The sequence below is a fragment of the Streptomyces sp. NPDC034670 genome, assembly GCF_055574875.1.
In genome coordinates this window covers 22,301-33,516 of record NZ_JBVITR010000063.1, presented here as the reverse complement: position 1 = coordinate 33,516, position 11,216 = coordinate 22,301, and the positions used below count along the sequence as shown (strand labels likewise).

Here is an 11,216-nt window from a genome sequence, read left to right as displayed (position 1 = left end):
CCACCCTCGTGTTGTTTTCGGTAGCCCTACGCACGCAGCCTCCCCCCCCCCCCCCCCCCCCCCCCCCCGCCCCCCCCCCCTCCCGCCCCCCCCCCCCCCCCCGGCCGTGCGGTCGGGATCAGCCCTGCTGGAACAGTTCCGCGGGCAGCGGCTTGAGGAGGGCGTACAGGTCGTCGGTGATCGGACGGTCCCAGGCGGCGATGGTGACCAGGACGTTGTCGCTGCGGTCGAACTGCACGCAGGAGATCCGGCTCTCGGAGAGCTTGACCCGGCGCACGATCAGCAGGTTGTCGCCCTGCATCACCGGCACGTCCTCGGTGCCGACGACGGTGACCTCCTCGTCGTTCTCCAGCGCCAGCAGCAGCTGCCCGACCTCGAAGGGGACCTCGCCCTCGGGGACGTCCCGGGCCGGGGAGCCCTCCGGCAGGTTCCCGATGATCATCGCGGGGCCGCGGCCGCCGAACAGGTCGTAGCGCAGGAAGACGCCCTGGCAACTGCCGTCGGGGGCGGGCAGCAGCCCGGCACCCAGGTTGCCGGGCCAGTCGCCCGGGTCCATGGCCAGTACGTCGAAGTCGGGCCCGGCGGGAGTGGCACTGCGGCGGCGGAGGAACGACATGCCGCCATGGTACGTGGCCGGACCCGCGTACGGACGGACGGCCGGTGGGTCGGCCGGCCGGGTCGGCGACCGGCCGGGCGGCGCCCGCCGCTACGCGGTCCGCCGGTGCCGCTCGTGGTGGCGGGCCACCCGGGCCCGGTTGCCGCAGGACGGCCTGCACCACTCCTGGCGCGGGTGCTCCTTCAGGAAGTACCGCACGCAGCGCGGCGCGTGGCAGGCGCGCAGCCGCTCGCGGTCGGGACTCGCGAGGAAGCCGATCGCGGCCTGCGCCAGGACGGCGGCCAGGTCGTCCCCGCCCCGGACGGGGCGCCGGTGCGCGACGGGCCCGGTCCCCTCGGCCCACCGCAGGACCGGCACGGTGGGGGTGCGGGCGGCCGCGTCGTTCAGGCGCCGCAGGGCCTCGGGCACGGGCAGCGGCCGGGCCGCATCCGCGGGGCTCGGCTCGTCAGGGCGCACGGCGCGGGCGAAGAGGGCGCGGACGGCGGCGCGCAGCTCGCGGACGGCGGCGAGGTCCTCGGCGCCGGCGGCGAAGCGGTCCGCGCCGGGCAGGACGTCCGGGTGGGCGCGCACCCAGGCGGTGAGGCCCGCGGGGTCGGCCAGGTCGTCGGCGACGCCGCCGTTGCCGTCGTGCCGGACGGTCAGGGCGAGGTCCAGGGTGAGTCCGGCGTCCCTGCCGGTGGAATCCCGCATGGGCCGATGATAGGCGCGCCGGGAGCCGTGGGAGCGGTCGCCGGTCCTCCGGCGCCCGGCCGGAGGACCCGCGCGGGCGGGTCCGGCGCGGGTCTACTCCTCCTTCGGCGGGGCCGGCGGGATCACCGCGACCGGGCTCCGGGCGTGCAGCAGGACGGCCTGGGTGACGGAGCCCATCATGCGGGCCGGCGCCAGCAGGCGGCGGCGGTGCCGCCCGACGACGACCAGCGCCGCGTCCGAGGAGGCCGCGACCAGGTGGCCGGCGGCGTCACCGGGCCGTACCCGCGTCTCGACGGTGACCTCCGGGTGCCGTTCGCGGTGCGGGGCGAGGAAGCCTTCGGCGAGGACGCGCGTCTCGTGCTCGACGGCGCCCTGGTCGATCTCCAGCAGGGGCATCTCCCCGGGGAGCAGCCAGGTCTGCGGGGGCCACGGGTAGGCGACGACGATCCGGAGCCCGGCGCCGTGCAGGGCGGCCTCGGCGAAGGCGAAGGCGAGCGTGGCCTCGTCGGGGCTGTCGGCGTTCAGGCCGGCCACCACGGGCCGGTCCGGCCCGGCCGGCGGTTCGCCGCCGTCCCCGCGTCCGGGCCGGGGCACCACGACGACGGGGCATTCGGCGTCGCGGGCCGCGGCCAGGGAGTTCGAGCCGAGCAGCAGGCTGGCGAAGCCGCCGCGGCCCCGGGAGCCGAGCACCAGCAGCCGGGACTCGGCCCCCAGTTCGGGCAGGGCGGCGCCGGGTGCCCCCACCAGGGCGACGTACTCGGCGGCCGGGGGGTCGGTGTGGCCCTCCAGGTGGGTGCGGGCCTGCTCCAGGACCGGGTCCTCGTCCGGGTCGGGCGGGCCGGCGGCCAGGACCTCGGGAGGCGCCCAGGGGGCGTACTGGCGTACGTGCACGACCCGCAGCGGGGCCCCGCGCCGCCGGGCGGCGTCGAGGGCCCACTCCAGGGCGCGCAGGCTGTCGTCCGAACCGTCGACCGCCGCGACGACCGGCTGGGTGCTCATGTTTCCTCGCCTCCGGTGTACGACCTCCGCCTTCCCGGACCAGCCTGACTCAGGCGGGGGCCGGGGGAGGCGCTTGTGATCGCGTGTCCGGAAAAACCCGGGAAACACGTCCCGCGGCGGTGACGGCGGAGGGGCACCGGGCGGGGCCGCCGCGGGTCCGGCTCACGTCAGGTCGAAATCCCCCTCCCGGGCCCCCGACACGAACGCGCCCCACTCGGCGGGGGTGAAGATCAGGGAGGGGCTCTCCGGGCGGTCGCTGTTGCGCATGGCGATGAAGCCCTCCACGAAGGCGATCTGGACATCGCCCAGTCCGCGGCTGCTGGACCGCCACTGCGCGTTGCTGAGGTCCAGGTCCGGCTTGTCCCAGCCCATGAGGGGGCGCTGCTGGGTGGTGCTCTCGGCCACGTCCGTGCTCCTCCCGGTTCCGTCGTCCGCGGCCAGCCTAGCGATCGGTTCCCGCCCCCGACAGGCCGTGCGGGAAGTGCCTTTCCGCCGCGGCGCCCCCCGGGATCCGCGGTCCCCGGGGCCGCCCGACCGGTCCCCCCGGCAGGACGTCCGCCGCGGGCGCGGAAAATGCGCGGGCCAGGGTCTTGCACCGGGCCCGGCGACCTGGATTACTGATCCCCGGGGATCGACCGAACGATCGGTCGACCGGATCGTGCGCGGATGGACCGGGCGAGGGGAAGGTGCTGATGACCGAGGCGGCGGACCTGCTGGACCCGGCGGAGCGGCTCGACGCGGAGGGGCTGCGGGCGCTCCAGCTCGAGCGGCTGCGGGCCTCGCTGCGGCACGCGTACGACAACGTGCCGTTCTACCGCGCGTCGTTCGACGGGGCGGGCGTCCACCCGGACGACTGCCGCTCGCTGGCCGACCTGGCGCGTTTCCCGTTCACCACCAAGGCGGACCTGCGGGAGCACTACCCCTGCGGCATGTTCGCCGTGCCGCGCGACCGCGTCCGCCGCATCCACGCCTCCAGCGGCACCACCGGGCGCCCCACGGTCGTCGGCTACACCGAGGGCGACCTGTCCCTGTGGGCGGACCTGGTGGCCCGTTCGATCCGCGCCGCGGGCGGCCGGCCCGGGGACACGGTCCACGTGGCCTACGGCTACGGCCTGTTCACCGGCGGTCTGGGCGCCCACTACGGAGCCGAGCGGCTCGGCTGCACGGTGGTGCCCGCGTCCGGCGGGATGACGTCCCGCCAGGTGCGGTTGATCCAGGACCTGGAGCCCAGGGTCATCATGGTCACCCCGTCCTACATGCTGACGCTGCTCGACGAGTTCGAGCGGCAGGGCGTCGATCCGCGCGGAACCTCCCTGCGCGTGGGGATCTTCGGCGCGGAGCCGTGGACGGAGCGGATGCGGCAGGAGATCGAGGAGCGGTTCGCGATCGACGCGGTCGACATCTACGGGCTGTCGGAGGTGATCGGGCCGGGTGTCGCGCAGGAGTGCGTGGAGACCAAGGACGGCCTGCACATCTGGGAGGACCACTTCTTCCCGGAGGTCGTCGACCCGGTCACCGGCGAGGTGCTCCCGGAGGGCGAGCGGGGCGAGCTCGTGTTCACCTCGCTGACCAAGGAGGCGATGCCGATCGTCCGGTACCGGACGCGGGACCTGACCCGTCTGCTGCCGGGGACCGCGCGGGTGTTCCGGCGGATGGAGAAGGTCACCGGCCGCAGCGACGACATGGTGATCCTGCGCGGGGTGAACCTCTTCCCCACGCAGGTCGAGGAGATCGTGCTGCGCACGCCGGGCGTCGCGCCGCACTTCCAGCTCCGGCTCACCCGGGAGGGGCGGCTGGACCGCCTCACCGTCCGCGCGGAGGCCCGGCCCGACGCGGACGCCGCGGTGCGGGAGGCGGCCGCGCGGTCCATCGCGACGGCCGTGAAGGACGGCATCGGGGTGTCGGCCGAGGTGGAGATCGTCGATCCGGAGACGCTGGAGCGCTCGGTGGGCAAGATCCGGCGGATCGTGGACCTGCGGGAGCGGCGGGGGTAGCGGGCGGCGGGCGGGCGCTCCCCTCCCCCGGCCGGTCCGCCCGTCCGGCTGCGCCGCCGCGACGCGTTCGGCCGCGGCCGCCACCGGGCGGTGCGCCGCCGGCCGTCGCGCCCGCGAGCGCCCCTGCCTCGTGCGGCACGACGGGCACACCGCTTCACCCGGAGCACCGCGGGCGCCGGGGCGCGGGGCCGGCCGCGGGAGCCCTCACGCCCCGAGGCGGTCGCGCAGCTCCCTCTTGAGGATCTTCCCGCTGGCGTTGCGCGGCAGTTCGTCGGTGAACAGCACCCTCTTGGGCACCTTGAAGCCGGAGAGCCGCTCGCGCGCGTGGGCGAGCAGTTCCGCCTCGGTGACCTCGCCGCGCGGGACGACGACCGCCGTGACGGCCTCGACCCAGCGTTCGTCCGGCAGGCCGATCACGGCGGCCTCGGCCACGGCCGGGTGGGTGTAGAGCGCGTCCTCGACCTGGCGCGAGGCGACCAGCACGCCACCGGAGTTGATGACGTCCTTCACCCGGTCGACGACCGTGAGGTAGCCGTCGGCGTCCCGCACCGCGAGGTCCCCGGAGCGGAACCAGCCGTCGCGGAAGGCCTCGGCGGTCTCCTCCGGCTTGTCCCAGTAGCCCTCGCACAGCTGCGGCGAGCGGTACACGATCTCGCCCGGGGTTCCGTCGGGCACGTCCTCGCCGTCCTCGTCGACGACGCGCGCGTCCACGAACAGCACGGGGCGCCCGCAGGAGTCCATGCGCCCCCGGTGCTCGTCGGGGCCGAGGACCGTCGCCAGCGGGCCGATCTCGCTCTGTCCGAAGCAGTTGTAGAAGGCCAGCGAGGGCAGCCGCTCCGTCAGCCGCTCCAGCACCGGGACCGGCATGACCGACGCCCCGTAGTACGCCTTGCGCAGCCCGCTCAGGTCCCGGGTCGCGAAGTCGGGGCGGTTCGACAGCCCGATCCACACGGTGGGCGGCGCGAACAGGCTGTCCGCGCGGCCCTGTTCGACCAGGTCGAGGAGGAGGTCGCCGTCGGGGGCGTCGAGCACGACGTTGGTCGCGCCGACGGCGAGGTAGGGCAGCAGGAAGACGTGCATCTGCGCCGAGTGGTACAGCGGGAGCGCGTGCACGGGGCGGTCGCCCGCGGCGAGGTCGAGCGCGGTGATCGCGCTCAGGTACGCGTGCACCAGGGCCCGGTGGGTCATCATCGCGCCCTTGGGCAGCGCGGTGGTGCCGGAGGTGTACAGCAGCTGCACCAGGTCCTCGGAGCGCGGCTCGGGGCCGTCGTACGGGGGCGTCCCGGCCAGCCGCGCGAGCAGCGAGTCGCGGGCGTCGCGCAGCGGCAGCGTCCGTACGCCGTCCGGCAGCCGGGCGGCGAGGCCGGGGTCGGTGAGCACCAGGGCGCTGCCGGACTGGCCGACGAGGTAGGCGAGATCGTCGCCGGTGAGGTTCTGGTTCACCGGCACGTGCACCAGGCCCGCGCGGGCGCAGGCGAGGAAACCGATCAGGTAGGCGTCGGAGTTGTGGCCGTAGGCGCCGACCCGGTCGCCGGGGGCGAGTCCTTCGGCGAGGAGGACGCCCGCCGCGCGGGAGACGGCGGTGTCGAGTTCCTCGTAGGTCCAGGTGCGGTCGCCGTACTCGACGGCGACCCGTGCCGGGGTGCGCCGGGCGCTGCGGCGCAGGACTCCGTCGACCGTACTGCCGTGTCCGGGCGTCATGACGGACGATCCTCGGTCCGCCGGCCGGGAAGGTCAAGACACCGGTCCGCGCACCCGCACGCCCCGTTGACACACGCCGCGCCCGACAGGAGAGTTCCACCCCGCAGGGCGACCCCCGAAGGATTCTTCCAGCCGCGCAGGGTGACGACACGGGAGGAACCGCATGACGGACGCAGGGGCGAGAGGAATCACGCGCCGCCGGCTGGGCGGGCGGGCGCTGGCCCTGGGCGGCGCCCTCGCGTTCGCCGCCCTCCCGGCCGGCCCGGTCTCGGCGGCCCGCCCGCCGGGCGGCGGCCGTCCGACCCTGCGGCACGGACCGGCCCGGCGCGCCGGGCTGCTCCCGGAGCACCTGCGGCACCTCGTCGCCGACGCCGAGGCCTTCCTCGGCCCCTCCCCCCGGCATCCCTGGTACGCGGGCGCCGTCCTGCTCGCCGGGCGCGGCGGCACCGTCGCGCTGCACGAGCCCGTCGGCATGGCGGTGCGCTACCGCGCGTACGACGAGGAGACCGACACCGGCGTCGAGTTCCCGGCGGAGCAGCAGGTCCCGGTGGTCCGGGACACCGTCTTCGACCTGGCCTCGGTGTCGAAGCTGTTCACCTCGATCCTCGCCGTGCAGCGGATCGAACGGGGCGCCCTGGCGCTGGAGGCGCCGGTCGCCTCGTACCTGCCGGACTTCGGGCGCGCCGGCAAACAGGAGGTGACGGTGCGCCAGCTGCTCACGCACACCTCCGGTCTGCGCGCCTGGCTCCCGCTGTACGAGGCGCCCACGTACGAGGAGAAGGTCCGGCGGGTCCTCGACGAGGCGCCGGTCGGCCCGCCCGGCGGCGCGTACCTGTACTCGGACCTGAACCTGATCTCGCTCCAGCTGGTCCTGGAGGAGATCACGGGGCGCCCCCTGGACGTGCTCCTGCGCGAGGAGATCACCGGCCCGCTCGGCATGCGCCGCACCCGCTACAACCCGCCCGCCTCCTGGCGGCCGCGCATCGCGGCCACGGAGGACGCCCGCCGGCCGTGGTCCGGGCTCGACCGGGGGCTGGTGTGGGGCGAGGTGCACGACGAGAACGCCCACGGCCTGGGCGGGGTCGCGGGGCACGCGGGCGTGTTCTCCTGCGCCTGGGACCTGGCGGTGCTCGGGCGGACCCTGCTGAACGGCGGCGCGTACGGCCGGACGCGCATCCTGCGGCCCGAGTCGGTGGAGCTGATGTTCACCGACTTCAACACCACCTTCCCCGGGGACGGGCACGGGCTCGGCCTCGAGCTCCACCAGCACTGGTACATGGGCGCGATGGCCACCCCGCGCACGGCCGGGCACACCGGGTTCACCGGGACCTCGCTGGTGCTCGACCCGACGACCGACTCGTTCCTCGTCGTGCTGGGCAACTCGGTCCACCCGGTGCGGAACTGGCGCTCGGGTTCCGCACCCCGGGTGGCCGCCGCGAACCGGCTCGCCCGCGCGGTCCCGGTCCGGCCGGCGCGGGGGCGCACGGCGTGGTTCTCCGGGATGGCGAGCGCGGCGACGGCGACGCTCACGCTGCCCGCGCTGGACACGGCGCCCGGCGGCGCGCGGCTGCGCTGCGCGCTGTGGTGGGACACCGAACCCCGCGCCGACGTCCTCGTGCTGGAGGCGAGCGCGGACGGCGGGACGACCTGGCGGGCGGTGCCGTTCACCACGGAGCGCCGGGGCGGGGAACCGGAGCGGCACCCGTCGGGCACGGCCACCGGCTGGTCGGGCCGTGTCTGGCACGCGCTCACCGCGGCCCTGCCCGCCGCACCGGACCTCACGCTGCGCTGGCGGTACACGACGGACCGGCTGTACGTCGGACGCGGCGCGTACGTCGACGCGGTGCGGGTCGAGGCGGCGGGCCGCGTGCTCTTCGACGAGGACCGGCCGGCGGACGCGGGGCGCGTCCGGGCGGTGGGGTGGACCCGGTCGGCCGACTGAGGGAGCGCCGCCGGGCGGGCGCCCCCGGACGGCGCCCGCCCGTCACCCCTCCCCCGCCTCCAGCACCGCCATGGCCGCGTTGTGGCCCGGCACCCCGCTCACCCCGCCGCCGCGCACCGCTCCCGCGCCGCACAGCAGGACGCCTGCGTGCCGGGTCTCCACGCCCCAGCGGCCGGTGCCGTCCTGGGCGTGGGGCCAGGACAGTTCGCGGTGGAAGATGTTGCCGCCGGGCAGTGCGAGGTCGCGCTCCAGGTCCAGCGGGGTCCTGGCCTCCAGGCAGGGGCGTCCCCGCGCGTCGGTCGCCAGGCAGTCGGCGAGCGGTTCGGCCAGGTGGGCGTCGAGCCGGGCCAGCGTCGCCTCCAGCAGCTCCTCGCGCACGGCGTCGTTGTCCCGCGCGAACAGCCGCGCCGGGGTGTGCAGGCCGAACAGGGTGAGCGTCTGGAAGCCCCGCGCGGCCAGGTCCGGGCCGAGGACCGTGGGGTCGGTGAGCGAGTGGCAGTAGATCTCCGAGGGCGGCTCGGCGGGCAGCTCGCCCGAGGCCGCCCGGGCGTACGCGGCGGCCAGTTGCCCGTACCCCTCCGCGACGTGGAGGGTCCCGGCGAACGCCTCGCGCGGGTCGACGGAGGTGTCGCGCAGCCGGGGCAGCCGTTCGAGCAGCATGTTCACCTTGAACTGGGCGCCCTCGGCGGGCGGCGGGGGCGGATCGCCGACGAGGGCCGCCAGGTGCTGCGGGGAGGCGTTCACCAGGACGTGCCGCGCGGCGGCGACGCCCTCGCCGCCGGCCGTGCGGTAGGCGACCTCGGCGGTGCGGCCGTCCGTGTCGATCCGCACCGCCTCGTGGCCGGTGGCCACGACCGCGCCGGCGGCGCGCGCGGCGTCGGCCAGCGCGTCGGTGAGGGCGCCCATGCCGCCGACCGGTACGTCCCAGGCGCCGGTGCCGCCGCCGACGACGTGGTAGAGGAAGCAGCGGTTCTGCTTGAGCGAGGGATCGTGGGCGTCGGCGAAGGTGCCGATGAGGGCGTCGGTGAGGACGAGGCCGCGCACCAGGTCGTCGGCGAAGTGCTCCTCGACGGCGACGCCGATCGGTTCCTCGAACAGGGCGTGCCAGGCCTCCTCGTCGCCGACGGTGCGGCGCAGCTCCTCGCGGGTGGGGAGCGGTTCGGTGAGGGTCGGGAAGACGCGCCGGGCGACGCGGCCGGTCATGTCGTGGAAGCGCTGCCAGGCCCGGTACTCGCGGTCGGAGCCGGTGAGCCGGGCGAACGCCTCGCGGGTGCGCCGCTCGCCGCCGCCGACGAGCAGACCGGTGGGCCGTCCGTCGCGCTCGGCGGGGGTGTACGAGGAGATCGTCCGGGCGCGCAGCCGGAAGTCGAGCCCGAGATCGCGGACGATCTTCCGGGGCAGCAGGCTGACCAGGTACGAGTAGCGGGACAGCCGGGCGTCGACGCCGGGGAAGGGACGGGTGGACACCGCGGCTCCGCCGGTGTGGTCCAGCCGCTCCAGCACCAGCACCGAGCGTCCGGCCCGGGCGAGGTAGGCGGCGGCGACGAGGCCGTTGTGGCCTGCGCCGACGACGACGGCGTCGTAGGTCCGGGACGGCTCGGGCGCGGTCATGGTCCTTGGTAGCACGGGGTGTTCCGCACCGGCCAGGGGGCGGTCCGGCCGGGGCGTTCACGCCCTCCCGGCCGCCCGCCGCCGGTGCGGGGCCGCCGTCCGGCGGTGCGGTCCGCCGGGCCCCGGCGCCGCGGCCCGGCGGAGGTGCCCGGCCGGGGCGCGGTGCGTCCCGGAGCGCTCAGTTCAGGGTGGTGAGGAACTCCGTGCAGGCCCGGGCGCAGGCCCGGCAGGCCTCCGCCGTGCGTTCCGCCCCGGGGTGCCCGTCGAACACGTGCGCGCTCTCCAGGCACACCTGCCGGCACCACTCGACCTGGACCCGGAGGGTCTCCTCGTCCACCTGGTTCTGTTCGGACAGCACGCGGCAGGTCGCGTCGCACACCTCCGCGCACATGATGCCCTTACGCCGTACGAGTTCCTGGTTCTCGGTGCCGTCCGGGTCCACGAGACTCGCCCGCGTGGCGCAGGCCCGCGCGCACTCGGTGCACGCCTGGGCACAGGCGAAACGGTCCTCCAGGAACCGGAACAGCTCCTCCTGGGATGTCGTCGTCACACTGCGCGGGTAGCCGCGGTCCCCCGCGCTCAAACCCGGCGTTCCCGGGGGTCGCGCGCGACTCCCCGGGCCCGCGGCCGAAGGGCCCGCGCGGGCCGGACGGGCCGGTTCGCCGGCCGGACCCGGGGGTACCCGCGAGCCATGACGAACACCTCATGGATGCAGTCGGCCGATCTCGCCGCGAGCCGCGGCGCCCTGGGCACCGGGCTCGTGGTGGCGGCCGTGGTGGTCGTGGCCCTGCTGATCGGCGCGTTCGCCTTCGGCAGCCGCCGGGTCGCGCGCAACCGGGACCGCAGGCCCCTCCCCGAGGAACAGCCCCGGATGCCCGAGGGCGGCCCGGTCCGCGAGGTCCGGGAGCACCGGGAACCCGACGAGGTGCCCAGCAGCGACACGCGCCTGACGCCGCACGAGCTGAACGGCCACGGCAATTCCGGCACCCGCACCGGCGCACCGCAGGAGCGGCCCCGCTGGGACGAGGGCGGCAGCGGGGGGTTCGGCAGCGGCGGCCCGGGCGGCCGCTGACCGCCCCCCGCGGCCCCGGCCGCCACCGTGCCCGTCACGCCGTGACCCGGGAAAACCCAGGAGCAAGGAAAGCCCAGGAGCAAGGAGAACGATGACAGACCCCGCCCGCGGCGCCCTGCCGCTGCCCGACTACGACCACCTGCCCCTCGGCGGTCTGGAGAGCCGGATCCGCTCGTTGTCCGAGGGCGAGGTCGAGCAGCTCCTGTCCTACGAGCGCTCGCACGCCGACCGGCTCCCGGTGGCCGAACTGCTGACGGCCCGGCTGGAACAGCTGCGCGCGGGGGCCGAGCCGACGTCCGGCGACCCGCGCGCGCTGCGCCCCGAGCAGGGCGCGAGCCGGACGGGCTCCCCGGTGTCGCCCGCCACCTCGCCGCAGCCGTTCAGCCCGCCCCCGCACGGCACTCCGGACCAGTTCGGCAAGCCGAAGGGCGACCGCACCTGAGGGCCGGGCCGGGCAGCCCCGGGCGGACCGTGCGCCCCGATCGTCCGCACGCGGACGGCGGGGGGGTGGGCACGCGCTTCCTTGTGGGGCCGCCGCCCTCCCCCTCCTCTGTGTCCTTCCCTTTCTCGGGGCGGTCCCCCCCGCCTGCG

At 76.1% G+C, this 11,216-nt stretch carries 11 protein-coding genes; 4 read left to right on the top strand and 7 right to left on the bottom strand.

The window, feature by feature from the left end:
* Positions 1-118: 118 nt before the first annotated feature.
* The 4 genes from ACZ56B_RS29280 to ACZ56B_RS29265 form a co-directional block, all read right to left on the bottom strand.
* Complete coding sequence (locus ACZ56B_RS29280) at positions 119-616, bottom strand: hypothetical protein (RefSeq protein WP_468796943.1); 498 nt, start codon at positions 614-616, stop codon at positions 119-121.
* 90 nt (positions 617-706) lie between these two features.
* Positions 707-1,306, bottom strand: coding sequence for a CGNR zinc finger domain-containing protein (locus ACZ56B_RS29275; protein ID WP_468796940.1), 600 nt, complete (start codon positions 1,304-1,306; stop codon positions 707-709).
* 93 nt (positions 1,307-1,399) lie between these two features.
* Positions 1,400-2,305, bottom strand: a complete 906-nt coding sequence (locus ACZ56B_RS29270) for a universal stress protein (protein ID WP_468796937.1) — start codon at positions 2,303-2,305, stop codon at positions 1,400-1,402.
* Positions 2,306-2,467: 162 nt separating this feature from the next.
* Complete coding sequence (locus tag ACZ56B_RS29265) at positions 2,468-2,710, bottom strand: DUF397 domain-containing protein (RefSeq protein WP_468796934.1); 243 nt, start codon at positions 2,708-2,710, stop codon at positions 2,468-2,470.
* Positions 2,711-2,997: 287 nt separating this feature from the next.
* Here ACZ56B_RS29265 and paaK point away from each other — a divergent pair, with 287 nt between their 5' ends.
* Positions 2,998-4,299, top strand: a complete 1,302-nt coding sequence (gene paaK, locus ACZ56B_RS29260; protein WP_468796931.1) for a phenylacetate--CoA ligase PaaK — start codon at positions 2,998-3,000, stop codon at positions 4,297-4,299.
* 204 nt (positions 4,300-4,503) lie between these two features.
* On the opposite strand, the gene ACZ56B_RS29255 is transcribed toward paaK, so the two are convergent.
* A complete protein-coding gene (locus ACZ56B_RS29255; RefSeq protein WP_468796928.1) occupies positions 4,504-6,000 on the bottom strand; it encodes an acyl-CoA synthetase in 1,497 nt (498 codons plus the stop codon).
* A gap of 163 nt (positions 6,001-6,163) precedes the next feature.
* Between ACZ56B_RS29255 and ACZ56B_RS29250 the strand changes: the two genes are divergently transcribed.
* Positions 6,164-7,942, top strand: a complete 1,779-nt coding sequence (locus ACZ56B_RS29250; protein WP_468796925.1) for a serine hydrolase domain-containing protein — start codon at positions 6,164-6,166, stop codon at positions 7,940-7,942.
* Positions 7,943-7,984: 42 nt separating this feature from the next.
* Here ACZ56B_RS29250 and ACZ56B_RS29245 read toward each other — a convergent pair whose 3' ends face one another.
* Complete coding sequence (locus tag ACZ56B_RS29245; RefSeq protein ID WP_468796922.1) at positions 7,985-9,553, bottom strand: phytoene desaturase family protein; 1,569 nt, start codon at positions 9,551-9,553, stop codon at positions 7,985-7,987.
* Positions 9,554-9,731: 178 nt separating this feature from the next.
* Positions 9,732-10,103, bottom strand: coding sequence for a four-helix bundle copper-binding protein (locus ACZ56B_RS29240; RefSeq protein WP_468796919.1), 372 nt, complete (start codon positions 10,101-10,103; stop codon positions 9,732-9,734).
* A 141-nt stretch (positions 10,104-10,244) separates the two neighbouring features.
* Here ACZ56B_RS29240 and ACZ56B_RS29235 point away from each other — a divergent pair, with 141 nt between their 5' ends.
* Together ACZ56B_RS29235 and ACZ56B_RS29230 are read left to right on the top strand one after the other, a co-directional pair.
* Positions 10,245-10,625: a DUF6479 family protein gene (locus tag ACZ56B_RS29235; RefSeq protein ID WP_468796916.1), complete on the top strand. Its 381-nt coding sequence runs from the start codon at positions 10,245-10,247 to the stop codon at positions 10,623-10,625.
* 91 nt (positions 10,626-10,716) lie between these two features.
* Entirely contained in the window at positions 10,717-11,067 is a 351-nt protein-coding gene (locus tag ACZ56B_RS29230; RefSeq protein WP_468796914.1) for a DUF8129 domain-containing protein, read from the top strand.
* The last annotated feature ends 149 nt before the right edge of the window (positions 11,068-11,216 follow it).

Bases quoted from the DNA above. Each gene is read 5' to 3' on its own strand.
- ACZ56B_RS29245 (WP_468796922.1), bottom strand. From the start codon at position 9,553: ATGACCGCGCCCGAGCCGTCCCGGACCTACGACGCCGTCGTCGTCGGC.
- paaK (WP_468796931.1), top strand. From the start codon at position 2,998: ATGACCGAGGCGGCGGACCTGCTGGACCCGGCGGAGCGGCTCGACGCG.
- ACZ56B_RS29230 (WP_468796914.1), top strand. From the start codon at position 10,717: ATGACAGACCCCGCCCGCGGCGCCCTGCCGCTGCCCGACTACGACCAC.
- ACZ56B_RS29275 (WP_468796940.1), bottom strand. From the start codon at position 1,306: ATGCGGGATTCCACCGGCAGGGACGCCGGACTCACCCTGGACCTCGCC.
- ACZ56B_RS29280 (WP_468796943.1), bottom strand. From the start codon at position 616: ATGTCGTTCCTCCGCCGCCGCAGTGCCACTCCCGCCGGGCCCGACTTC.
- ACZ56B_RS29235 (WP_468796916.1), top strand. From the start codon at position 10,245: ATGACGAACACCTCATGGATGCAGTCGGCCGATCTCGCCGCGAGCCGC.
- ACZ56B_RS29255 (WP_468796928.1), bottom strand. From the start codon at position 6,000: ATGACGCCCGGACACGGCAGTACGGTCGACGGAGTCCTGCGCCGCAGC.
- ACZ56B_RS29270 (WP_468796937.1), bottom strand. From the start codon at position 2,305: ATGAGCACCCAGCCGGTCGTCGCGGCGGTCGACGGTTCGGACGACAGC.
- ACZ56B_RS29250 (WP_468796925.1), top strand. From the start codon at position 6,164: ATGACGGACGCAGGGGCGAGAGGAATCACGCGCCGCCGGCTGGGCGGG.